The following is a 22,092-nucleotide window of genomic DNA, read 5'->3' as shown; positions in this document are numbered from 1 at the left end:
CCGTGCCGGCTCCGCGCGGGGTCTCCACGCATCAGCTCCGCGTATGACTCGGCACACTCCGTCACCCGAAATCACAGAAGTCCCAAAAGCGCACTCAAGTCCCACGCATACCTCTTGACCCTCACAGAGGCTCTACAGCATTCTCCGTACCCACGGCTTTCGGCCAGGTCATCGAAATCCCGCCACGCCCTCACGGGGTGTGCTCCGGCGCGTTCGCTCCGTGTTCGATCGTTTCGAACGCGTCACCGGACATGGATTGGCCGGTTTCCGGTACAGGCCAATGGGGCATCCACACCGTGGCGTGGGGCGAAGGAGGTCTCGGGGGTGGCGTTGGTGGTGGCACAGGAGGTGCCCACGTCGTCGAGCATGGCCGTTCCCCATGGCCCTGCGGGCGTGGGGGAAGCGAGACGCCGTATGCGCGCGCAGCTGTGCGGCGGCGGGGTCCCGGAAACGGTCGTCGACGATGCCGTACTGATCCTGTCCGAACTCTTGAGCAACGCGTGCAAACACGGCCGACCGCTGGGCGGTGCCCTGGCCGGCGACGGTGACGTCCGGGCCGCATGGCGCGTGGACCCGGGCGGCCGGCTGGTCGTGGAAGTGACCGACGGCGGGGGTCCGACCCGCCCCGCCCCGGCCACCCCGTCCGTCACCGCGCACGGCGGCCGTGGACTGAACATCGTCACGGCACTCGCGGCCGACTGGGGCGTCCGGGACGACATCCACGGCGAGGTCACGGTGTGGGTCGTCGTCCACGGGGACGTGCACGACCGGGACGCCGTCCGCCGCCGCGACGACTTCGCCTCCCGGATCACCGCTCCACCGGTGGTGTCCATACCCGGGCTCGACTTCGCGGAGGCCTTCGAGGACCTCGACCGAGACCTCGGCTGACGCCCCGGCCGGCCCCGCTTCGGCCGCGGCCGACACCCGGCCGGCGCCTCGGCAGCCCCGCACCACGGCTTCGGCCCGAACCCCGCACCCCGCCTCGGCCGAGACCCGGCCGGGGGCGGCTCCGCCACGGGTACCGGTGGGCTTCCGTTCGAGCGGCTAGGCTCCCGGCGTACCAGACGAGCCGTACCCGGGAGACACCCAGATGGCCAAGAAGCGATCCCAGACCAAGGCCCAGCGGCCGCGGACCACGGACGGAGAGATCCCGGTCGTCGGCGCCCGTGAGCCCTGCCCCTGCGGAAGCGGCCGGCGCTACAAGGCGTGCCACGGGCGGGCGGCCGCGCACGCGGTGACCGAGCTGGTGCAGCGTCCGTTCGAGGGGCTGCCGGGCGAGTGCGACTGGGTGGCCATGCGCGAGCTGGTCCCGGCGGCCACGGCCGAACTGCCGCTCAAGGAGGGCCTGCCCGAGGGCGTCCCCTCGGTCACCCTCGCCACCGTCCTGCCGATGGCCTGGCCGGCGCTGCGCCGCGACGACGGCTCGGTCCTGCTCGGCCTGCAGAACGACACCTCGTCCGGCGACATCAGCCGCGACCTCGCCGACACGCTGCAGCGCGCCCTCACCGCCGAGCCGGGCACGCCGGTGCAGGCGCGCCGGGCACCCGCCGACGGTCCCCGGCTGCAGGACCTGCTCGACCCGGAGGGCGTTTTCGAGCCGGTCGTGCACAGTGGTTTCGAGTTCTGGGTGCCGGACTCGGAGAACGCGTCGCCGGAGGTGGCGGCTTCCCTGGAGCGGGCCAACGCAGCCGCGATCCCGACGGTCAAACTGGCCGGTGTGGACGCCGCGTACTGGTGCGAGACCACGGAGAAGAACCACCTGCGCTGGGTCATGCCGCACCCCGAGGAGCGACTTCTGGACGCTCTCGCGCGGCTGCACGCGGCGGGGCGGTCCGGCCTCGGCGAGGGCACCCGCCTGGTGGGTTCCTTCCGGGCGCACGGCCTGACCGTGCCGGTCTGGGACCTGCCGACCGGGGTGTCTGCGGACGACATCGAGAAGCCCGCCGCCGAGTTCGCGGAGCGTCTTTCCGCCGCGCTGGCGTCACAGGCGCCGCTGACGCCCGACGAGCGCCGGGCGCGCGGGGGTCTGACCAATCGGCAGGTCACCCTCAGCTGATCCGCTCCGGAGGCACCGGGTGGGGTGACTCCGCTCACAACTCCCGGGCGCACAAGGTGAGTCGGAGCCAGAAAGCGCCGCTCAGCGGGTGTCCGGAAAGCCGACGGAAAACGCGGGATCGAATTTGCCTGAGGCCGATCTCTTGTTACCTTTTCAGTAGCCCGGTTGCTGGTGCATCCCCCGTCGCCAGCAACCGGGTTTTTCCGTGCCCGGGCCGGTGTACAGAGCGGGTCCGGATGTCAACTGCGCGCATCCGGCGCAGAGTTGCTCCCTGTACGCAGCAGCAGCGGGGTGTCTGCGCCCGGGTCGGCGAACTCCGTCACCGCCGAGTACCGCTCCGGCGCTCCCCGCGTCGGCTCTCGGGGGGTCTCACAGCTCGCCGGTTCGTTCGTCGGCGCTCACCACGCACCACATCTGCACCGTGCGTCCACCGGGCGCCAGGAGGGCCAGCGCGGCGTCGAGGGGGCGGCCGGTGGCGTTGCGATAGTAGGTCCGGGCCCAGGTCTCGCCGCCCCGGATGAGCACACAGGTCTGCGCCTCGACGCCGTCGGGCGAAGTGAGTTCGGGGCCGCAGCGGGCAGCGGTCACCGGACCGGGACCCGGCATGGCGGTCACCGGACCGAGGCCCGGCATAGCGGTCACCGGACCGAGGCCCGGCGTGACGGAGGTGCGGCCGGGTCCGGGGCGGGACGCCGTGCCGTCGGCCGACGGGCCACCGGCCGCCCGCGCCCGGTCGCCGGAATCCGGCGGGGCGCCGCCCGGCACCGGGGCCGCCCCGGCATCGGTCGCCGGGGAGACCCCGCCGCCGGACGCGAGTGCGGTGGAGCCGGAGGGCACCCTGAGGGTCCGGACGGCAGGACCCGCGCCCGCGGCGTCCGCCGGTACGGGGGACGCCGCCGCCAGCGGTACGAGGACCGCCACGACGGCCAGGACCACCACGGCCGGCAGGACCGGCAGACGAGGGTGCATAGGCGGACGATAGCCAGCCGGCCCGCGCCCCCCGCCCGCGCGCGCCGGACAGCCCTACAACTCGGGCGCGCTCACACCCGTACGAGTGAGGGCGTCGACGACCGCGTCCACCACGGCCTCCACATCGGGCACCCAGGGCGAGGCCGAGCCGGGCAGCGGGGCGCGCTCCCAGCGGACGCCACCCTGGCCGGTCTCGGAGGGCGGCAGGGCGAGATAGCCGCCCTCGCCGTGGAAGCGCAGCGAGCCGGGGACGAAGTCCTTGGCGTACAGCAGTTCGCCCAACTGCTCCATGGAGTACGGCTTGACCAGGATGGACCAGCGGGTCGGCGCGGCCACCACCGGACCGAGGCGCAGGCCCCGGCGGTCCAGCGCCACGAGCGCGCGGGAGGCCGGGGCGGCGGGGAGGCTGACGGCGCAGGGCGCCGTGCCACCGGTGGCCAGGACGATCGGAGCCGTCGGCCGGTTGGTCCACCACCAGCGCACCATGCGGGCGTCGGTGGTCGCCGCGAGCAGGCCGGGGTCGAAGGGATGAGCGCCGGGCACCGTGCATTCCGGGTCCGGGCAGCCGCAGCGGGAGCGGCCCTGCGGGTCCGCCGCCACGCCCGGGAGCACGGGCCATCGCCATTCCGTCGCATAGGTCAGGGCCGCGCTGATCAACTCAGGCTTCCCGTCACCGCGCAGGAGCCTGCGTCGCCTTCTGAGGATCTCGCGCATGAGCGCTCGTTCCTTTCCGTTGCACCGCTGGCAACACCGTGGGCCACATCACACCATGTGTCGATCACTTCACTGTGCGTACCTGTTGGCGCATCACACCCCTGTCACGGACAGGGAGAACCCCTATGGGTCGAGCGTTGGCTGCCTCTGCCGCGGCCCCGTCCATACGCGTCTATCAAAAGCATGGGCGTGGCGCAGGGTGGCGAAGTCTGGCGTTTTGCCGTCGCGCGTATTTCTTCCGACTCCGCCGCGGGAGGATGGGGCACGGTCGTCGGTGGCTATGACGCCCGGGTCCGTCACCAGGTTCCGGGCGAACGTCAACCGCCCCTGGCCTTCTCCGAGTACGTACCCATCACGACCGCTGTGACGCTCCGTGGAGCAAGGCCAGTCGACCGCAATAAGGCCTCACCCGAGGCAGTTTCAAGCCAACTTTGCCATTGCGCAAGGGCCGTACGACAAGTGCTCCCGCTGCCCACGGACACCAGGAATCCTCGCAGGACAATGCTGGACATCCCCTCACGAGTGCGTGTACATGTGGAGACACTGCTGGCGGCGCAGAATCACATGGGGGTTTGCGATGCTTTTGAGCAAAACGCGCCGGTCCGAGAGCCGGACGCCATGAACGCCCCTCACCCTCCGAAAGTGGCCGGAATCGATTCGACGGTTCCCTCGCCCGCACACACTGTCGCGCCCGCGCCCACGGCCACGGGAACCGCATCCGTCCCCGCGCCGAACGCCCCCGGCGCGCTGCTCCAGGACCGCCTCGCCGGCTGGGTCTCGGACCTCACCACCCTGCACGAGCTGACCGAGCGCCTCGCCCGCACCGACTCCCTGTCCGACGCCCTTCAGGAGGTGCTGCGCGCCGGCGCCTCCCTGGTCGGCGCCCAGCGCGGCCTCGTCGTCCTGGAGCCCGCCGACGGCCTCGGCCCGGACACCACCATCGGCCTCGGCCTCGGCCGCGCCGACCTCGGCCAGATCGAGACCGTGCCGCGCAGCGCGCTGTCGTACGGGCGGATCCTGGACGGGCTGCCCGGCGGCGAGGGGGCCATCGCCCAGCCCGACCTGTTCGCCGAGGACGGCCTCGACCCGCGCCAGCGTGAGGTCGCCGCCCGCCTCGGCTACGCCGCGAGCTACGCCCTGCCCCTCGCCGGCCGGTCCACCGGGCGCCTCGGCGCCGCCGTGTGGCTGTACGACGAGCCCGCCGAGCCGGTGGAACGCCAACGCCACCTGGTCGGTCTGTACGTCCGGTACGCCGCCGAGCACCTGGGCCGGCTGCGCGAGGTCGAGCACACGCGCGCGTGCATGGCGACGATCGCCGAGGAACTGCTGCCCGCCCGGCTGCCCCGGGTGGCCGGGGTCCAGCTGGCGGCCCGGCACCGCACCGGCCCGCGCGGCGGCGGCGACTGGTACGACGCGCTGCCCCTGCCGGACGCGGCGCTCGGTCTCGCGGTCGGCTCGGTCACCGGCGCCGGACCGAGCGCGGTCGCCGCGATGGGCCGGCTGCGGGCCTCCCTGCGCGCCTACGCCGTGATGGAGGGCGAGGACCCGGTCGCGGTCCTGTCCGACCTGGAGCTGCTGCTGCGGCTGACCGAGCCGGCCCGGTCGGCGACCGCGCTGTTCGCGTACTGCGAGCCCGCACTGCGCAAAATCACCCTCGCCGGGGCCGGGCACTGCCCGCCGCTGCTGGTGGGGGCGCGGCGCACCGAGTTCGTGGAGACGTCCGTGTCGGCGCCGCTGGGCATGCTCGCGTGCTGGGAGGCACCGAGCGTGGAACTGGCCGCGGAACCGGGCGAGACGATCCTGCTGTACACCGACGGGCTGCTGCAGCGGACCGGCGACCCCACCGACCGGGCGTTCGCCCGGCTGCACGCGGCGGCCGCGGGTGCGCCCAAGGGCGTCCGCCAGGATCCGGACGCGCTCGCCGACCATGTGCTGCGCACCGTGCTGCCGGACGGGCTGGACCGGGCCGACAGCGCCGAGGACGTGGTGCTGCTGGCGGCGCGCTTCGACTGAGGGCCCGCCCCCGTCGCCCGTACTGACCTGCCATAACGCGTCTCGGGGCACGGCCATACCAGGTGTGCCCGATCACCCTGTAATGGTTCCTCCGCCTCTGGGCCCCCTTCCGTGCGACCGTACGATGGACGGGGTCCAGCGCCCTATCGAGGAGGATGACCGTGGCTGAAGAGTTCCCGGAGACCCCGGAGACCTCTGAGGAAGAGCCCATCAAGCAGCGGAAGAACGGCCTGTACCCGGGCGTGTCCGACGAGCTTGCCGAGAACATGAAGTCGGGCTGGGCCGACACCGAGCTGCGCGACCTGCGGCCGATCGCCCAGGCCACCGAGACCGCCGCGCGGCGGGCCGCGCTGTCGGCGCGCTTCCCGGGCGAGCGCCTGGTGATCCCCGCGGGGAACCTGAAGACCCGCTCCAACGACACGGAGTACGCCTTCCGCGCGTCCGTCGAGTACGCGTACCTCACCGGCAACCAGACCGAGGACGGTGTCCTGGTGCTGGAGCCCAAGGGCGACGGCCACACCGCGACGATCTACCTGCTGCCGCGCTCCGACCGGGAGAACGGAGAGTTCTGGCTCTCCGGCCAGGGCGAGCTGTGGGTGGGGCGCAGGCACTCGCTGGGCGAGGCCGAGCGGCTCTACGGCATCCCCGCCTCGGATGTGCGCGAGCTGGCGGACAAGCTGCGCGAGGCCACCGGCCCGGTGCGGGTCGTACGCGGGTACGACGCCGGGATCGAGACCGCGCTCACCGACAAGGTCACCGCCGAGCGGGACGAGGAGCTGCGGGTCTTCCTCTCCGAGGCGCGGCTGGTCAAGGACGGCTTCGAGATCGGCGAGCTGCAGAAGGCCGTCGACTCCACGGTGCGCGGCTTCGAGGACGTCGTCCGCGTGCTGGACAAGGCCGAGGCCACCTCCGAGCGCTACGTCGAGGGCACGTTCTTCCTCCGCGCGCGCGTGGAGGGCAACGACGTCGGCTACGGCACCATCGCCGCCGCCGGACCGCACGCCTGCACGCTGCACTGGGTGCGCAACGACGGGCCCGTGCGCTCCGGCGACCTGCTGCTGCTGGACGCGGGCGTCGAGACGCACACCTACTACACGGCCGACGTCACCCGCACGCTGCCGGTCAACGGCCGGTTCAGCGAGATCCAGAAGAAGATCTACGACGCCGTGTACGACGCCCAGGAGGCCGGCATCGCGGCGGTGCAGCCGGGCGGGAAGTACCGGGACTTCCATGACGCGGCCCAGCGGGTGCTGACCGAGAGGCTCGTGGAGTGGGGGCTCGTCGAGGGCCCCGTCGAGCGGGTGCTGGAGCTGGGGCTGCAGCGCCGGTGGACGCTGCACGGGACCGGGCACATGCTCGGCATGGACGTCCACGACTGCGCCGCCGCGCGGACCGAGACGTACGTGGACGGGGTGCTGGAGCCGGGGATGGTGCTCACCGTCGAGCCCGGGCTGTACTTCCAGGCCGACGACCTGACCGTGCCCGAGGAGTACCGGGGGATCGGGGTGCGGATCGAGGACGACATCCTGGTGACGGAGGACGGCAACCGGAACCTGTCGGCGGGGCTTCCCCGGCGGTCCGACGAGGTCGAGGCCTGGATGGCGGGCCTCAGGGCGACCGCGAGCTGATCGGCGGTCGGTGGACCTCCATCTCGACGCGGACACCGGTGAAGGGCGCCGTGCCGGGCTCGAACGTGCCCTGCGCGACGCCGTCCGGCGAGGGCGGCCGGCTCCCGGCGAGCGGCTGCCCGCGACGCGGAAGCTCGCGGAGGAGCTGGGGGTCTCCCGCAACACCGTGAAGGCCGCGTACGACCAGCTGGTCGCCGGGGGGTACCTGACCGCTCGGCAGGGGTCGGGAACGCGGGTGGCCGCGGTGCCGTCCGTCGCCACCGGGCCGGACGAGACCGGCGTACGCGCGCGTGCGCCCCGGTTCGATCTGCGGCCCGGGAGCCCGGACGTCGGCGCGTTCCCCGCCGCCGCCTGGTCGCGGGCGCTGCGGCACGCCATCTCCAAGGCGCCCTCGCTCGCGTACGCCTACGACGACCCGCGCGGGCGGGTGGAGCTGCGCACGGCGCTGTCCGGTTACCCGGGGCGCGCGCGAGGGGTGATCGCATCGCCGGAGCGGATCGTGATCACCTCGGGGTACGTGCAGGGCCTGGCGCTGCTCACCCGGGTGCTGGAGGGCGCCACCGTCGCCATGGGGCGGCGCGCGGGGTGGACGGCCTGGGCTCGGCCACGCGGGCGCTGTGGCGTGCGGGATGGGTGATGTGTGCCGCGTGCGGGGCGTTCGCGCTGTCGGCGGGGGCCGGGCTGTGGACGTCGGTGGCGTTGCTGGTGGTGGGGGCGGTGTTCCAGGTGGTCGCGGAGATGGGCCAGTCGGCGGGGGCGTGGCAGCTGTCCTTCGCGCTGGCTCCGGCCGCTCGGGTGGGCGAGTACCAGGGGTTCTTCGGCACCGGGGTGGCCGTGGCGCGCACGCTGGGGCCGCTGGTGCTGACCTCGCTGCTGGTGGAGTGGGGGCCGCCCGGATGGCTGCTGCTCGGCGCGGTGACGGTCGCGGCGTCGTACGCGATGGGGCCGGCGGCACGGTGGGCCGCCGGCCGGACGTCACAGGGCGGGGTCAGCCGGCCGGTGCGGGTGGGATGACGTCGGGGAGGGCGTCCAGGAACAGGGCGCCCGCCAGCAGGCCCGCGCTGCCCCGAGGGCTCCACGCGCGCGCGTGCAGGTCGGCGTCGAGGGCGGTCAGGGCCGCCCGGCCGGCCGGGGTTGCGGTACCACCCGCCGCCAGGACCTCGCGGGCGCCGGACTGAACGTGCCGCAGGCCCCGTGGACCGGCGGTGTGGAGGAGTTCGGTGTCCTGGAGGGTGGACACCACGGTGAGCAGGGCGTCCAGGCGGGCCTCGGGCTCCGTCGCGCCCGCTGTGCGCGCCTCCACGAGCGCCGTGAGCGCCCGGCGCACGTGCGGGAACCCGGCGCGCGCCTCACCGCGCGCGCCTGCGGCGCCGTAGCGCGCGGACATCGTGGAGCCGCGCGAGGGGCGCCGGGGCGCGGACCGGTCCGGGTGCGCGGCGATGCGCCGGGCGGCGTCCGTGACGTCGGCGCCTCGCGCGCCGGGCTCCAGGGCCGCCGCCGCGACCAGCAGGCCGAGCGTCCACAGCGCGCCCCGGTGCCCGCCGCCGGCCAGCCCCACCACGTGTTCGGCACACCGCCCGACCGCGCCCAGCTCGGGCCCGCAGCCCCGGCGTCGGCTGCCCCGCGCGGCGGGCGGCGGCCGCCATCGCGGCGAACCCCGGTTCGAGCGCCTTCGCGGACCAGCGCAGCGTGCCGTGGTCCGGCCGGCCGGCCCGCGCGGCGAGATCCCGCGGATCCGGCAGCCCCGGCTTGGGCGCCAGCGCCAGCTGGGCGGTGAGTGCCGCGACGGCGGCCCGGGCGAGCATCCCGTCCCCGGCCGCCCCGGGCCCCCGCCCCACGACATCGCCGAGCCCGCCGACCACTCCGGCTCCCCTCTCTCCCGTCATGCCGCGACGCTAGAACCGCCGGCCGTGACCGGCCTGGGCAGCGACTGGCAGCCGTCTGTGACCGGCGGGGGCGCAGGGTGTGTGCGCCCCGGGGAAAAGGTCGTGCTCCCAGTGGCTGGGTGGGAGCAGAATCGCTGCATGGCGGATATGGGAGCGCTCCGGGACGCGGTCACCAGGTGGGCGGCGGGGGGACCGGGCGAGCCCGCTCGGGAGCTAGCCGCGCGGCTGGACGTACGGACCGCGGTGCTGCTGGAGGGCCCGAGTGACCTCGCGGCCGTCGAGACGCTGGCCGCGCGCCACGGCCGCGACCTGTCCGCGGAGGGGGTGTGCGTGATGCCGATGGGCGGGGCGATGAGCGTCGGCCGGTTCGCCGGACTGCTCGGGCCGCCCGGCCTGGGCCTGCGGCTGACCGGGCTGTGCGACGAGGGCGAGCGGGGCTTCTACGACCGCGCGCTGGAGCGGGCCCGCGCGCCGCGCCGGGAGTTCTTCGTGTGCGTGTCGGACCTGGAGGACGAACTCGTCCGTGCGCTCGGCGTGCCCCGCGTCGAGGAGGTCGTCCGCGCGGAGGGTGATCTCCAGGCCTGGCAGACCTTCCTGCGCCAGCCCGCGCAGCGGGGCCGTACCCCGCAGCAGCAGATGCGCCGCTTCCTCGGCACGAAGAAGGGCCGCAAGATCCGCTACGGCCACCTCCTGGTCGACGCCCTCGACACCGCGGGCGTCCCTGCTCCCCTCGGCGACCTGCTGGCGAGCCTGTGAGCCGTGGCCGCTGTCACACGGCCGGCGGCCCGGCCGTCACACGGCCACCAGCGGCGCGTCCTCCCGCCACTTGAGGATCTTGTCGAAGCTGACCACCGCGCCGCCCTGCCCCGGTTCGCCGCCGATGTGGACATGGTCGGCGAGTTCGCTGATGAGGTAGAGACCGCGGCCGTGCTCGGCGTCCGCGCGGACCGGGCGGACGTCGGTGTCCCGGGTGAACCCCGGCCCGGCGTCGGCGACCTCGATCCGGCACATCTCGCCGTCCAGGTACGCGGTGACCCGGTAGGCCTCCGACCCCGCCCCGAACGCCGCGCCGCCGCCGTGCTCGACCGCGTTGGCACAGGCCTCGCTGAGGGCCACGGACAGGTCGTAGGAGATGTCGGGGTCCACGCCCGCCGTCTCCATGGCGCCGATCAGCAGGCGTCGGGCGAGCGGCACGCTCGCGGCGTCGCGCCGCAGGTGCAGTGACCACCAGATGCTCATGCTCCAGCCTCCCGGCCGCGGCTCGACATACCTCTTACGTATTGCCGTAGGAACCCCTGTGTAAGCACGGATTGGACGTGATGCCGCCCATATGGGGGATGCGCCGGACGCATCAAACGGTGTATGTGGTGTGCATCCGCACCACTCACACCAGAAGGTGATCTTCCCTTCGGTGAGGTGATCTTCGCCGCGGAGCGGTCCGGCTCGGATCCGGCCGGAACGAGACGGCCCTGCCGTCGGGACGCCGTCGGGCCAGTGGGATGATGGGCCCGCCATGACCGACCCCCACCAGCGCACGGCGCGCACCGGAGCGGACCTCCGGCTGCTGCGGGCCGCGGTGTTCGCCGCGGTCTGTGTCGTGCTGGCCGGGGCCGGGCACTCCCTGGCCTCCTGCGCCGCGCTCCCGCTGTGGACGCTGGGCACCGGCTTCCTCGCGGTCTTCGCGGTCGTGGCACCGCTCGCCGGGCGCGCCCGGTCCCTGCCGGGCATCGTGGTGCCGCTGGCGCTCGGGCAGACCCTGCTGCACGTGCTGTTCGGGCTGGGGCAGCAGACCGCCTCGGCCACCGTCACGGCCGTACCGGGACCCTCGTCCGACGCCTCGCTCGTGGCGCAGGCCGCCCGGCTGCTGTGCGGCACCCCCGCGAGCGCGCTCGATCCGGCACAGGCCGAGCGCATCCTCGTCGACGCGCGCGTGTACGACAGCCTCCGGGGCGGCGACGCGGTGGCGCACTCCGGCGACCTGATCGCCGGGGGCTGCTCCCATCTGGTGCCCTCCCTGCCGATGGTGCTCGGCCACGTCCTCGCGGCCGTCGCCACCGGCTGGCTGCTGCGCCGCGGCGACCTGGCGGTCCTGCGGCTGCTGGACCTGTCGGCGCAGGACGTCGCCGAGGTGGCGCTCGTCCGGTCGCTGCGCGGCGCGCTGGCGCTCGTGCGCCTGCTGCTCGCGGGGCCGGCGTCCGCGCCGGTGACGGGCCCCAGGCCCACCGCGCTGTTCGCGCCGCCGCACCGGCCGGCCCTCGGTGACCTCCAGCACACGGTGATACGGCGCGGCCCGCCCGCCGCCCGCGTCGTCCTCGCCGCCTGACGCGCCCGGCACCTCCCCGAGGAGGGTGGCCGCCGTCGTGCGGCACACGCGCGTGCCGGATTCCCGCACGCGCGCCTCACCCGAACTCACCCACCGTGGAGTGTTTCCCGCCATGAAGGCTTCCCGTCTCGTCGCCGTCGCCGCTGCCGCCGGCACCGCCGTGCTCGCCCTGTCCGCGCCGGCCTTCGCCCATGTCACCGTGCAGCCGGAGGGCACCGCCGCCAAGGGCGGCTACGCGGTCGTCAACTTCCGCGTGCCCAACGAGCGCGACAACGCCTCGACCACCAAGCTGGAGGTCAACTTCCCGGCCGACCACCCGCTGTCCTCGGTCAGGCCCCAGCAGATCGACGGCTGGAAGATCGAGATCACCAAGGGCAAGCTGGCCGAGCCGCTGGAGGTGCACGGGCGGAAGATCTCCGAGGCCGTCACCAAGGTCACCTGGACCGCTGACGGCCAGGGCATCCAGCCCGGCTTCATCCAGCAGTTCCCGGTCTCCGTGGGCGCGCTGCCCGAGGACACGGACGAACTCGTCTTCAAGGCGATTCAGACGTATTCCAACAAGGAGGTCGTGCGCTGGATCGAGGTGCCGCAGAAGGGTGCCGAGGAGCCGGACAACCCGGCGCCGGTGCTGGCGCTGTCCGCCGCCGCGGACGGCCACGGCTCGGCCGCCGACGCCAAGGCCGCTTCGAAGGAGTCCGGTGGCTCCGCCGACGCCAAGACCGCCGGTGCGACGGCCGAGGTCGCCGAGCCGGCCGACTCCAGCGACACCACCGCCCGGGTCCTCGGCATCGTGGGCATCGTGATCGGTGTCGCCGGTGTGGCGTACGGCGTGCTCGCCGGCCGCCGTCGGACCGCCTCCGACGCCTGACGCTCCCGCCTCCCGCGCGTACCGGGGCGGACGCACGCGCACGCGTGTGTGCCCCGGTACGCGCCGGGTCCTCACTTTCTGGGACATTTCTCCATGCGCAAGAAGACGTTCGCCGCGGCCGCGCTGCTGGCCGCCGCCGCCCTCACCCTTTCCGCCTGCGGCACCGGGACGGACACCGGCAGCCCGGTGGCCGCCGTCTCCGCCGACACCACCGCGCGCCCGGCCGCGATCGTGCTCGACCAGCCGTTCACCAAGCCCGACCTGGTGCTGACCGACACCCGGGGCAAGAGCTACGACCTGCGGGCCGCGACCCAGGGCCGGCCGACCCTGCTGTACTTCGGCTACACCAACTGCCCCGACGTGTGCCCGCTGACGATGAGCAACATCGCCATCGCCAAGAAGCAGCTGCCGAAGGCCGAGCAGGACCGGCTGCGCGTCGTGTTCGTCACCACCGACCCGCAGCGGGACACCGCGGCGGAACTCGGCAAGTGGCTGAAGAACATGGACACCGAGTTCATCGGCCTGACCGGCGACTTCGCCACCATCCAGGCCGCCGCCCGCACCGTCGGCATCGCCATCGAGCCGCCCCACAAGGACAAGAACGGCAAGCTGGTCTCCACCCACGGCACCCAGGTCATCGCCTTCTCCCCGAAGACCGACCAGGGCTATGTCCTGTTCACCGAGGAGGCCACCGTCGACGACTACACCGCGGACCTGCCCCGGCTGATCAAGGGGGAGAACCCGTGAGGCGGCTCGCCCTGCCGGCCGCCCTGCTGGCCGGCGCCCTGGGGCTCACCGGCTGCGGCTCGCCGGACGACGGGACCCCGGACCTGTCCATAGGCTCCGCCTACATGCCCGAGCCGGTCTCCGACTCCATGGCCGCCGGCTTCCTCACCGTCACCAACGACGGCGGGAAGCGGGACGAGCTGACGTCCGCCACCAGCGACGTGGCGGGCAGCGTCACCCTGCACACCACGCAGGGCGGCGCGATGAAGCAGGTCGACGCCCTGGACGTGCCGGCGCACGGCCGGCTGGTGCTGGAGAGCGGCGGGAACCACCTGATGTTCGAGAAGCTCAGGCGCAAGCCGCGCCAGGGCGAGAAGGTGTCTCTCGAACTGCACTTCGCCGAGTCCGGCACGGTGACGGTCGACATCCCCGTGGAGGCCGCCACGTTCACGCCGGACCACGGCGACTGAGGGAGGGGACCACCTTGACGCAGGCCATCGCCCCCCGCGTCCGAACGCTGGTACTGCTGGTGCTGGCCGTCGCCGGCGCGCTGCTCGCGTGCGCCGGCCCGGCCTCCGCGCACGCCGCGCTCACCGGCAGCGACCCCGCTCAGGGGACGGTGGTCGACAAGGCTCCCGGGCAGGTCTCGCTGACCTTCTCCGAGCAGGTCGCGACCGCCGCCGACGGGCTGCGCGTCCTCGACCCCAAGGGCAGCCGGGTCGACACCGGCAGACCGGCGAACGTCAGCGGGACCACGTACGCCGTGGGGCTGCGCGCCGGACTGCCCGACGGCACCTACACGGTGACCTACCAGGTGGTGTCCGCGGACAGCCATCCCGTCGCCGGCGCCTTCACCTTCTCGATCGGGGCGCCCTCCGCGACCACCGCCTCGGTGGACACGCCGACCGCCGGCGGCGGGATCGTGGGCCGGCTGTACGGGCTCGGGCGCTACCTGTCGTACGCCGGATTCGTGGTGATGACCGGGGGTGCCGCGTTCGTGCTGGCCTGCTGGCCGCGTGGGACCTCGGTGCGGGCGGTGCAGCGGCTGGTCGTCTCCGGCTGGGTCACGCTCACCGCCGCCACCCTGTCCCTGCTGCTCCTGCGCGGCTCGTACACCGGCTCCGGGAAGCTCGCCGACGTCTTCGACCTGGACCTGGTCGGCGAGGTGCTGCAGACCAAGACGGGAGCGGCGCTGGTCTCCCGGCTGCTGCTGCTGGCCGCCGCCGCCCTCTTCGTCGCGGTGCTGTTCGGCGCGTACGACAAACGGGAGGGCGACGAGCGGCGGGACCTCACCTTCGGGCTGGCCGTCGGCGGGACCGTCGTCGCGGCCGGGCTCGCCGCCGGCTGGGCGATGTCCGAGCACGCCTCCACGGGGCTCCAGCCCGGGATCGCCATGCCGGTCGACATCCTGCACCTGCTGGCCGTCGCCGCCTGGCTCGGCGGGCTCGCCACGCTGCTGGTCGCGCTGTACCGGGCGCCCGCCGACCGGCCCGTGGAGGCCGCGGCGGTACGGCGGTTCTCGGCCGTCGCCGCCGGTGCCGTCGTGACGCTGGTGCTGACCGGCGTCTACCAGTCCTGGCGGCAGCTCGGCGCGTGGTCGGCGCTCACCGACACGGCGTACGGGCGGCTGCTGCTGGTGAAGATCGGGCTGGTGGCGGTGGTCCTCGGGGTCGCCTGGCTGTCGCGGCGGTGGACGGCGCGGCTGGCCGACGCGACCCCGGCGAAGGTGGACGACGACGAGGAGGCGCCCCGCGAGGAGCGGGTCGCCGCGGCCGCCGCACCAGGCGCCGCCGGCCGCGCCGAGAACACGGCAGGCGTCGACACGGCGGGCGCCGGTACGGCCGGCACTGACACCGTCGGCGTCGACACGGCGACCACCGACACATCGGGCCCCGGCACAGCCGGCACCGGCGCCCTCGGCGTCGACACGGCCGGTGGGTCCGAGCGGGCCGCCCAGCTCGCCCGGCAGCGGGCCGCCATGGCGGCCGCGCGGCAGAAGCGGCTGCGCGACTCCGACCCGGGCCGCTTCGGACTGCGCCGCTCGGTACTCGTGGAGGCCGTTGTCGCGGTCGCGGTGCTCGCCGTGACCACCGCGCTGACCTCGACCGAGCCGGGCCGCACCGAACTGGCGGCCGAAGCGGCGACGGCGGGTACGGCGGCGGCGGCCGCGTCCGGTACGACCGGGGCGGTGACCCTCGACATGGTCTTCGACACCGGCGGCACGGACGGCAAGGGCGTCGTCAGCGTCGACATCGACCCCGCGCGCGTGGGCGGCAACGACCTGCACGTCTACGTCACCCGGCCCAACGGGCGCGCCTTCGACATCCCCGAGGTGAAGCTCGCCTTCACTCTCGAAGCCCAGGGCATCGGGCCGCTGCCCGTCGTCCCCGACCACATCGCCACCGGCCACTGGTCGGCGAGCGGGGTGCAGATCCCCCTCGGCGGCGAGTGGAAGATCGCCGTCACCGTGCGGACCTCCGACATCGACCAGGCGACCGTCTCCAAGAACGCTCAGATCGGCTGACCCCACATGCCCGACCAGTCCACTCAAGACGCCCCCACGTCCGTCCCCCCGTCCCCGCCGGAGACCTCCGGCGTCTCCCGGCGCGCGCTGCTCGGCACCGCCGGCGCGACCGGCCTGGTGCTCGGCGCGGCCGGCGCGGGTGCCGGCTACGCCGCCGCCCCCGCCCAGGCGGCCCCGCTGTCCTCCGTGGGCAGCGGGCGGGTGATGTTTCACGGGAAACATCAGCCAGGCATCCTGCAGGGCCTGCAGGCCCGCGGCCATGTCGTCGCCTTCGACCTGATGCCCGGGGCGGGCCGCAAGGAGGCCGCCGCGCTGCTGCGCCGCTGGTCGGGAACGGCCCAGCGGCTGATGGCGGGCGAGGCGGCCCCGCACGACGACACCGATGTGGCACGGGACGCGGGACCGTCCTCGCTGACCGTGACCTTCGGCTTCGGCCACAGCTTCTTCTCCCGCACCGGCCTGGAGAAGCAGCGGCCGACCGCCCTCGATCCGCTGCCGGAGTTCTCCTCGGACCACATCGACAGGAAGCGCAGCGACGGCGACCTGTGGGTGCAGATCGGCGCCGACGACGCGCTGGTCGCCTTCCACGCACTGCGCGCGATCCAGAAGGACGCCGGGCGGGCGGCCAGGGTCCGCTGGCAGATGAACGGCTTCAACCGGACGCCGGGCGCCACCGCGCACCCCATGACGGCACGCAACCTGATGGGCCAGATCGACGGCACCCGCAACCCCAAGCCGTCGGAGGCGGACTTCGGCCGTCGGATCTTCGTGCCGTCCGACGGGGAGCCGGCGTGGATGGCGGACGGTTCCTACGCCGTGGTGCGCCGGATCCGCATGCTCCTCGACGACTGGGAGAAGCTGTCGGTCGCGGCCCAGGAGCAGGTCATCGGGCGCCGCAAGTCCGACGGGGCGCCGCTGACCGGGGGCACCGAGACCACCGCGATGGACCTGGAGAAGACCGACGCGAGCGGTGATCTGGTGGTGCCGGTCAACGCGCACGCCCGGATCAGCCGGCCCGACCAGAACGGCGGAGCGGCGATGCTGCGGCGGCCGTTCTCGTACCACGACGGCATCGACGCGGACGGCACGCCGGACGCGGGGCTGCTGTTCATCTGCTGGCAGGCGGATCCGCTGCGCGGCTTCGTCACGGTGCAGCGCAAGCTCGACCGGGGCGACGCGCTGTCCGCGTTCATCCGGCACGAGACGAGCGGGCTGTTCGCGGTGCCGGGTGGGGCTGCGGAAGGCGAATATGTGGGGCAGGCGTTGCTGGAGGGATGAGCGGTGCGCGGGCTCGTCTGACCCTTACGGGGTTTCAAACCACCCGGCCGAGTGATTGTCGTGAGACGCACCGGCCGGGTGCGCGCGGGCCCATTAGGGTGAGGTCATGCCAGCCAGCTATGCGTATCTCGGCCCCGAAGGCACCTTCACCGAAGTCGCCCTGCGGACGCTGCCCGAGGCGGCCACCCGGCAGTTGGTCCCGTACGTGTCCGTGCAGTCGGCGCTGGACGCGGTGCGCGTCGGGGAGGCGGAGGCCGCGTTCGTGCCGATCGAGAACTCCGTCGAGGGCGGCATCACCACCACGCTGGACGAGCTGGTCGCGGGTGCCCCGCTGATGATCTACCGCGAGGTGCTGCTGTCGATCACCTTCGCGCTGCTGGTCCGGCCGGGCACGGAGCTGGCGGACATCAAGACGGTCTCCGCGCACCCGGCGGCCCAGCCGCAGGTGCGCAACTGGCTGCGCAAGAACCTCCCGGACGCGGCCTGGGAGTCGGCCGCCTCCAACGCGGACGCGGCGCGCCTGGTGCAGGAGGGGCAGTACGACGCGGCCTTCGCCGGTGAGTTCGCGGCGGCCCGGTACGGCCTGGAGGCGCTGGAGACCGGGATCCACGACGCGGAGAACGCCCAGACCCGGTTCGTGCTGGTGGGGCGCCCGGCCCGGCCCGCGGCGCCGACCGGCGCGGACAAGACATCGGTGGTGCTGTGGCAGCGTGACGACCACCCCGGTGCCCTGCGTGACCTGCTGGGCGAGTTCGCGACCCGGGGCATCAACCTGATGCTGCTGCAGTCCCGGCCGACCGGGGCCGGCATCGGCAACTACTGCTTCTGCATCGACGCCGAGGGGCACATCTCCGACCGGCGGGTGGCCGACGCGCTGATGGGGCTGAAGCGGGTCTGCCTGGAGGTGCGGTTCCTCGGGTCGTACCCGCGGGCGGACCTCACGTCGGCGGAGGTGGCGCCCCCGCGGCAGGGAACCACCGACGGGGACTTCACCGCGGCGGCGGACTGGGTGGCGCGCTGCCAGGACGGGCGCTTCTAGCCGCCCCTCCGGGGGCTTCCGGTTATCCACAGAAGTTATCCACAGGTTGGCTTCTCGACCTGGGGACAAGTCGACACGCGCAGGCCGGTCGGTCGACAAATCGCCCTATGGTCCTCCTGGGGGGCACTCACCCCACACATCACCCTTCGTCCACTTGTTTCCTTCGATCAATCCTTTGGGGCGACCCTTTTCCACTCGAAAGTGAGCTGGAGGGCGTTTTGATCAACACTTTCTCCCTCAGGGACCCCGTTGCGGAATGATCAATTCCCACGTCCACAGATCTTCCGCACACCCTGTGGATAACTTCGCCGCACACCCCCCGCCTGTGGACAAGTGCCGTTCCCCACAAGGGAGTCCGGTCAACGCGGGACCTCTCACCTGCCCCGTCCCAGGGAGTGAGACGCTTTTTCATTGACACCTCCCGACACAGTCGGCAATTGCCCCAGAACGGCGGGTAAGGCGCAGGCGGGAATAGTGAGTCGAGGGCGATGACCGCGCACCGGTAGCCTTGACCCCGTGATTGACCTTCGCCTGCTCCGTGAGGACCCCGACCGTGTGCGCGCCTCCCAGCGTGCCCGTGGAGAGGACGTCGCGCTCGTCGACGCTCTCCTGTCCGCCGACGAACGGCGCAGGTCGTCCGGCGTCCGCTTCGACGAGCTGCGCGCCGAGCAGAAGTCCCTCGGCAAGCTGATCCCCAAGGCCTCCGCCGAGGAGAAGGCCGAGCTGCTCAAGCGCGCCGAGCAGCTCAAGGCCGACGTCAGGGCGGCCGACGCGGAGCGCGACACGGCCGACACGGAGACCCAGGAGCTGCTGCTCCGGCTCGGCAACCTGGTCCACCCCGACGTCCCGGTCGGCGGCGAGGAGGACTTCGCCACGCTGGAGACGCACGGCGAGATCCGCGACTTCGCCGCCGAGGGCTTCGCCCCGAAGGACCACCTGGAGCTCGGCCAGTCGCTCGGCGCCATCGACGTCGAGCGGGGCGCGAAGGTGTCGGGCTCCCGCTTCTACTTCCTCACCGGTGTCGGCGCCCTGCTGGAGCTGGCCCTGGTGAACGCGGCGATCGCCCAGGCCACCGCCGCCGGCTTCACCCCGATGCTCACGCCGGCGCTGGTCCGCCCCCAGTCGATGGCCGGCACCGGCTTCCTCGGCCAGGCCGCGCAGGACGTCTACCACCTCGACAAGGACGACCTGTACCTGGTCGGCACGTCCGAGGTGCCGCTGGCGGCCTACCACATGGACGAGATCATCGACGCCGAGAAGCTGCCGCTGCGCTACGCGGGCTTCTCCCCCTGCTTCCGCCGCGAGGCCGGGTCGCACGGCAAGGACACGCGCGGCATCTTCCGCGTGCACCAGTTCGACAAGGTCGAGATGTTCTCCTATGTCGCCCCGGAGGACTCGCAGGCCGAGCACCAGCGGCTGCTGGAGTGGGAGAAGCAGTGGCTGACCTCGCTGGAACTGCCGTTCCGGGTGATCGACGTCGCCACCGGTGACCTCGGCTCCTCGGCCGCGCGGAAGTTCGACTGCGAGGCGTGGATCCCGACCCAGGGCAAGTACCGCGAGCTGACCTCGACCTCGGACTGCACCGAGTTCCAGTCCCGCCGGCTGTCGATCCGCGTCCGTGAGGGCAAGACCGTACGGCCGCTGGCGACGCTCAACGGCACGCTGTGCGCCGTACCCCGCACCATCGTGGCGATCCTGGAGAACCACCAGCAGGCCGACGGCTCGGTCCGGGTCCCCGAGGTGCTGCGGCCGTACCTGGGCGGCCGGGAGGTCCTGGAGCCGGTGGCCCGGTGAGCTTCCCGTACGGGCTCATCGCCACCGACCTCGACGGCACGCTGCTGCGCTCCGACGAGTCGGTCTCCCAGCGCACCCGTGACGCGCTCGCCGCGGCCACCGCGGCGGGCGCCGCCCACATCGTCGTCACCGGCCGCGCGGCCCCCTGGACGCGGCACGTCCTCGACGACCTCGGCTACCGGGGGCTCGCGGTCTGCGGGCAGGGCGCGCAGGTGTACGACGCCGGGGCGCACCGTCTGCTGACGTCCGTGACCCTGGACCGGCAGCTGGCCGGTGTGGCGCTGGCCAAGATCGAGGCGGAGACCGGTCCGCTGCACCTCGCGGCGAGCCGGGACGGCCTCGACGGCGAGGTCCTGGTGGGCCCGGGGTACGCGGTCACCGGGCGGCTGCCGTCGACGCCGTTCACCGACGCGGCCGATCTGTGGAGCGCCCCGCTGAACAAGATCTACATACAGCATCCCGAGCTGTCCGACGACGAGCTGGCCGAGACGGCCCGCCGGATCGCGGGCGGCTTCGTGGGGGTCGCCATGGCCGGCGCGGGCATCGTCGAACTGCTGCCCCTCGGCCTGACCAAGGCCACCGGCCTCTCCCTCGCGGCCCGCCGCCTCGGTCTCAAGGCCGCCGACACCATCGCCTTCGGCGACATGCCGAACGACATCCCGATGTTCGGGTGGGCCGCGCGGGGCGTGGCGATGGCGGACGCGCACGAGGAGCTGAAGGCCGTGGCCGACGAGGTGACGGCCTCGAACGAGGACGACGGCATCGCGGTGGTGCTGGAGCGCCTGCTGGGCTGACCGGGCGTCGGCGGCCGCCGGACCGCTGCCGGCTTCCCCCTCATGCGATCGCGTGAGTACGACCTGGGCCACTGACCGACCGGGGCACGGCCGACCGGGGTGTGGGGCATGGCGACACAGCGGACGAGCGGTCCGGGCGGGCCCCGCCGCCCGACCAGGACGATCCCACCGGGCCCGGCGTGATCCGGCGTGACCCTCACTGCTCAGGGGGGCGCGCCGGGTGCCGGTGGTGACGTCTTGCGGAGGATGCACGGATCGAACGTGCGCGGGGTTTCCCCCGACCGCGGCTTAGCAAGCCGGTGCCTTGCCTCTCGGCCAATCCTCCGGGTGGGCGGCCCACGCGAGAGCGACTTCGCGTGCTCGAAGCGGCCGCCCCGGGCGGCTCCCCGTGCGGGGCGGGCTCTTCGGAGAGGTAATGGCTACTCCGGAGCCCGCCGCGGGCCGCCCTGTCGGGAGCCGGACGTACTGCCGTGCATGGGCATCGTCCCGCTCCTCTCCCAGTCGGTGGCCGGACCGTGCGGTCCGGCGGTGTGGACAGCAACCACTGTGCCGTGGCGCCCCCTTGGGCGCCACCGAATTTGCGTGCGGTCGGCGGCGGTGGCGCCGACGACAGTGGAACCGACGGCAGCGGCACCGACGGCAGCAGGCTCTGCCGACGGACCGACCCGCGGGCGGTTCGTCGGCAGAGCCACGGCCGGAAATCGGGCTCCCGCTCGCGTCGGCGCGGCGCGGGCGTCCGGGCCCGCGCGGACGGCTACTCCTCGCCCGCGAGCGTCAGTGTCCGCAGCTTCCGGCCCGCGTACCAGGTCGCCGCCGCCGTGACCACGACCAGCAGGACCGTCGCCGTGGTCAGACCGACGTCGGAGGTGACGAGGTCGCCGCCGGCCACCTTGTGGGCGACGGCCAGCGACCACTGCTGGACGCTGAGGGTGCGGGCGCCCGGCACGAGGGAGCCGAACAGTGCCTCCCAGACGAGCGCGTAGACGAGCCCGAAGACCACCGCGTGCCGCGAGACGGTGCCGAGCAGCAGGAACAGCGCGGCGTAGGCGATCGAGGACACCAGGGCCGCGACCGTGTAGGCGACCGCGATCTGCTGGCCGTTGCCGTTGAGGATGTAGCCCGCGATCAGGGTGGGCAGGGCGGAGAACACCATGGTGACGCCGATGGCCACGATCAGCTTGGTGTAGATGATCGTCGGCCGCTTCAGCGGCTTGGACAGCAGGTAGATGACGGAGCCGTCGTCGATCTCGGGACCGATCGCGCCGGTACCCGCGATGACGCCGATGATCGGCACCATGGTGGCGAGGGCGAACCCGCCCAGCAGGTCGGCGGCGGTCTGGTCGTCGGCGCCCGTCAGGGACCGCACGATCACGGAGATCACGACGAGCAGCAGCGGCAGCGCGCCCAGGATGAGCGCCCGGCGACGGCCGAGCAGGGCCCGGTAGGTGAGCCGGGCGACGGTGGGGTCGTACATCAGGGC

At 73.4% G+C, this 22,092-nt stretch carries 19 protein-coding genes, 1 tRNA gene and 2 pseudogenes; 16 read left to right on the top strand and 6 right to left on the bottom strand.

The window, feature by feature from the left end; all coding sequences use genetic code 11:
* Nucleotides 1–324: 324 nt before the first annotated feature.
* Both ACSLTV_RS01335 and ACSLTV_RS01330 read left to right on the top strand, forming a co-directional pair.
* Complete coding sequence (locus tag ACSLTV_RS01335) at nt 325–888, top strand: ATP-binding protein (protein ID WP_435611472.1); 564 nt, start codon at nt 325–327, stop codon at nt 886–888.
* A gap of 202 nt (nt 889–1,090) precedes the next feature.
* Nucleotides 1,091–2,056, top strand: a complete 966-nt coding sequence (locus tag ACSLTV_RS01330) for a DUF5926 family protein (protein WP_432136625.1) — start codon at nt 1,091–1,093, stop codon at nt 2,054–2,056.
* A gap of 369 nt (nt 2,057–2,425) precedes the next feature.
* Here ACSLTV_RS01330 and ACSLTV_RS01325 read toward each other — a convergent pair whose 3' ends face one another.
* Nucleotides 2,426–3,025: a hypothetical protein gene (locus ACSLTV_RS01325; RefSeq protein ID WP_435611471.1), complete on the bottom strand. Its 600-nt coding sequence runs from the start codon at nt 3,023–3,025 to the stop codon at nt 2,426–2,428.
* 54 nt (nt 3,026–3,079) lie between these two features.
* Nucleotides 3,080–3,739: a bifunctional DNA primase/polymerase gene (locus ACSLTV_RS01320; protein ID WP_432136623.1), complete on the bottom strand. Its 660-nt coding sequence runs from the start codon at nt 3,737–3,739 to the stop codon at nt 3,080–3,082.
* A gap of 501 nt (nt 3,740–4,240) precedes the next feature.
* Between ACSLTV_RS01320 and ACSLTV_RS01315 the strand changes: the two genes are divergently transcribed.
* From ACSLTV_RS01315 to ACSLTV_RS01300, 4 genes and pseudogenes are all read left to right on the top strand, one after another.
* Nucleotides 4,241–5,752: a PP2C family protein-serine/threonine phosphatase gene (locus ACSLTV_RS01315; RefSeq protein ID WP_435611470.1), complete on the top strand. Its 1,512-nt coding sequence runs from the start codon at nt 4,241–4,243 to the stop codon at nt 5,750–5,752.
* A 155-nt stretch (nt 5,753–5,907) separates the two neighbouring features.
* Nucleotides 5,908–7,380 carry an aminopeptidase P family protein gene (locus tag ACSLTV_RS01310; protein ID WP_432156524.1) on the top strand — a complete coding sequence of 491 codons (1,473 nt, stop codon included), beginning with the start codon at nt 5,908–5,910 and terminating at the stop codon, nt 7,378–7,380.
* A gap of 10 nt (nt 7,381–7,390) precedes the next feature.
* A pseudogene (locus tag ACSLTV_RS01305) lies at nt 7,391–7,951 on the top strand (GntR family transcriptional regulator); the annotation flags it as partial.
* A 65-nt stretch (nt 7,952–8,016) separates the two neighbouring features.
* Nucleotides 8,017–8,394 (top strand): hypothetical protein, encoded by a 378-nt coding sequence (locus tag ACSLTV_RS01300; RefSeq protein ID WP_435611469.1) that lies wholly within the window; start codon nt 8,017–8,019, stop codon nt 8,392–8,394.
* Here the strand turns inward: ACSLTV_RS01300 and ACSLTV_RS01295 are convergent.
* A pseudogene (locus ACSLTV_RS01295) lies at nt 8,369–9,185 on the bottom strand (triphosphoribosyl-dephospho-CoA synthase). The gene ACSLTV_RS01300 and the pseudogene ACSLTV_RS01295 sit on opposite strands and share 26 nt — an antisense overlap.
* Nucleotides 9,186–9,404: 219 nt before the next feature.
* Here ACSLTV_RS01295 and ACSLTV_RS01290 point away from each other — a divergent pair.
* Entirely contained in the window at nt 9,405–10,022 is a 618-nt protein-coding gene (locus ACSLTV_RS01290; RefSeq protein ID WP_432136619.1) for a TOPRIM nucleotidyl transferase/hydrolase domain-containing protein, read from the top strand.
* 36 nt (nt 10,023–10,058) lie between these two features.
* Here ACSLTV_RS01290 and ACSLTV_RS01285 read toward each other — a convergent pair whose 3' ends face one another.
* Entirely contained in the window at nt 10,059–10,505 is a 447-nt protein-coding gene (locus tag ACSLTV_RS01285) for an ATP-binding protein (RefSeq protein WP_432136618.1), read from the bottom strand.
* A gap of 274 nt (nt 10,506–10,779) precedes the next feature.
* On the opposite strand from ACSLTV_RS01285, the gene ACSLTV_RS01280 reads away from it, so the two are divergent.
* The 9 genes from ACSLTV_RS01280 (at nt 10,780) to ACSLTV_RS01240 (ending at nt 20,612) form a co-directional block, all read left to right on the top strand.
* The gene (locus tag ACSLTV_RS01280) at nt 10,780–11,589 is read left to right on the top strand and encodes a hypothetical protein (protein WP_435611468.1); all 810 of its coding nucleotides are present in this window, start codon (nt 10,780–10,782) and stop codon (nt 11,587–11,589) included.
* A 112-nt stretch (nt 11,590–11,701) separates the two neighbouring features.
* Nucleotides 11,702–12,457, top strand: coding sequence for a YcnI family copper-binding membrane protein (locus ACSLTV_RS01275; protein ID WP_435611467.1), 756 nt, complete (start codon nt 11,702–11,704; stop codon nt 12,455–12,457).
* A gap of 93 nt (nt 12,458–12,550) precedes the next feature.
* The gene (locus ACSLTV_RS01270) at nt 12,551–13,204 is read left to right on the top strand and encodes an SCO family protein (RefSeq protein WP_432156526.1); all 654 of its coding nucleotides are present in this window, start codon (nt 12,551–12,553) and stop codon (nt 13,202–13,204) included.
* Nucleotides 13,201–13,653, top strand: coding sequence for a copper chaperone PCu(A)C (locus ACSLTV_RS01265; protein WP_432136614.1), 453 nt, complete (start codon nt 13,201–13,203; stop codon nt 13,651–13,653). Before ACSLTV_RS01270 ends, ACSLTV_RS01265 begins: the two co-directional genes overlap by 4 nt.
* Before the next feature lie 14 nt (nt 13,654–13,667).
* Complete coding sequence (locus ACSLTV_RS01260) at nt 13,668–15,707, top strand: copper resistance CopC/CopD family protein (protein ID WP_435611466.1); 2,040 nt, start codon at nt 13,668–13,670, stop codon at nt 15,705–15,707.
* A 6-nt stretch (nt 15,708–15,713) separates the two neighbouring features.
* Complete coding sequence (gene efeB, locus ACSLTV_RS01255; protein WP_432136612.1) at nt 15,714–16,985, top strand: iron uptake transporter deferrochelatase/peroxidase subunit; 1,272 nt, start codon at nt 15,714–15,716, stop codon at nt 16,983–16,985.
* A 106-nt stretch (nt 16,986–17,091) separates the two neighbouring features.
* Entirely contained in the window at nt 17,092–18,024 is a 933-nt protein-coding gene (gene pheA / locus ACSLTV_RS01250; RefSeq protein ID WP_432136611.1) for a prephenate dehydratase, read from the top strand.
* A gap of 516 nt (nt 18,025–18,540) precedes the next feature.
* Nucleotides 18,541–19,818 carry a serine--tRNA ligase gene (gene serS, locus ACSLTV_RS01245; protein ID WP_432156528.1) on the top strand — a complete coding sequence of 426 codons (1,278 nt, stop codon included), beginning with the start codon at nt 18,541–18,543 and terminating at the stop codon, nt 19,816–19,818.
* Nucleotides 19,815–20,612: an HAD family hydrolase gene (locus ACSLTV_RS01240; protein ID WP_432136609.1), complete on the top strand. Its 798-nt coding sequence runs from the start codon at nt 19,815–19,817 to the stop codon at nt 20,610–20,612. Before serS ends, ACSLTV_RS01240 begins: the two co-directional genes overlap by 4 nt.
* Nucleotides 20,613–20,852: 240 nt before the next feature.
* On the opposite strand, the gene ACSLTV_RS01235 is transcribed toward ACSLTV_RS01240, so the two are convergent.
* Together ACSLTV_RS01235 and ACSLTV_RS01230 are read right to left on the bottom strand one after the other, a co-directional pair.
* Nucleotides 20,853–20,937, bottom strand: a tRNA-Ser gene (locus tag ACSLTV_RS01235).
* Nucleotides 20,938–21,366: 429 nt separating this feature from the next.
* Nucleotides 21,367–22,086, bottom strand: coding sequence for an ABC transporter permease subunit (locus tag ACSLTV_RS01230; RefSeq protein ID WP_435611465.1), 720 nt, complete (start codon nt 22,084–22,086; stop codon nt 21,367–21,369).
* Nucleotides 22,087–22,092: the final 6 nt, after the last annotated feature.

It is taken from the genome of Streptomyces sp. bgisy159, assembly GCF_965341775.1.
Lineage (GTDB): Bacteria > Actinomycetota > Actinomycetes > Streptomycetales > Streptomycetaceae > Streptomyces.
This window is presented reverse-complemented; position numbering and strand designations above follow the sequence as displayed.

Coding starts and splice junctions, on each gene's coding strand:
- ACSLTV_RS01320 (WP_432136623.1), bottom strand. CDS start 3,739: ATGCGCGAGATCCTCAGAAGGCGACGCAGGCTCCTGCGCGGTGACGGG.
- ACSLTV_RS01300 (WP_435611469.1), top strand. CDS start 8,017: ATGTGTGCCGCGTGCGGGGCGTTCGCGCTGTCGGCGGGGGCCGGGCTG.
- ACSLTV_RS01270 (WP_432156526.1), top strand. CDS start 12,551: ATGCGCAAGAAGACGTTCGCCGCGGCCGCGCTGCTGGCCGCCGCCGCC.
- ACSLTV_RS01310 (WP_432156524.1), top strand. CDS start 5,908: ATGACCGTGGCTGAAGAGTTCCCGGAGACCCCGGAGACCTCTGAGGAA.
- ACSLTV_RS01325 (WP_435611471.1), bottom strand. CDS start 3,025: ATGCACCCTCGTCTGCCGGTCCTGCCGGCCGTGGTGGTCCTGGCCGTC.
- ACSLTV_RS01330 (WP_432136625.1), top strand. CDS start 1,091: ATGGCCAAGAAGCGATCCCAGACCAAGGCCCAGCGGCCGCGGACCACG.
- efeB (WP_432136612.1), top strand. CDS start 15,714: ATGCCCGACCAGTCCACTCAAGACGCCCCCACGTCCGTCCCCCCGTCC.
- ACSLTV_RS01280 (WP_435611468.1), top strand. CDS start 10,780: ATGACCGACCCCCACCAGCGCACGGCGCGCACCGGAGCGGACCTCCGG.
- ACSLTV_RS01275 (WP_435611467.1), top strand. CDS start 11,702: ATGAAGGCTTCCCGTCTCGTCGCCGTCGCCGCTGCCGCCGGCACCGCC.
- ACSLTV_RS01285 (WP_432136618.1), bottom strand. CDS start 10,505: ATGAGCATCTGGTGGTCACTGCACCTGCGGCGCGACGCCGCGAGCGTG.
- pheA (WP_432136611.1), top strand. CDS start 17,092: ATGCCAGCCAGCTATGCGTATCTCGGCCCCGAAGGCACCTTCACCGAA.
- ACSLTV_RS01290 (WP_432136619.1), top strand. CDS start 9,405: ATGGCGGATATGGGAGCGCTCCGGGACGCGGTCACCAGGTGGGCGGCG.
- ACSLTV_RS01230 (WP_435611465.1), bottom strand. CDS start 22,086: ATGTACGACCCCACCGTCGCCCGGCTCACCTACCGGGCCCTGCTCGGC.
- ACSLTV_RS01315 (WP_435611470.1), top strand. CDS start 4,241: ATGCTGGACATCCCCTCACGAGTGCGTGTACATGTGGAGACACTGCTG.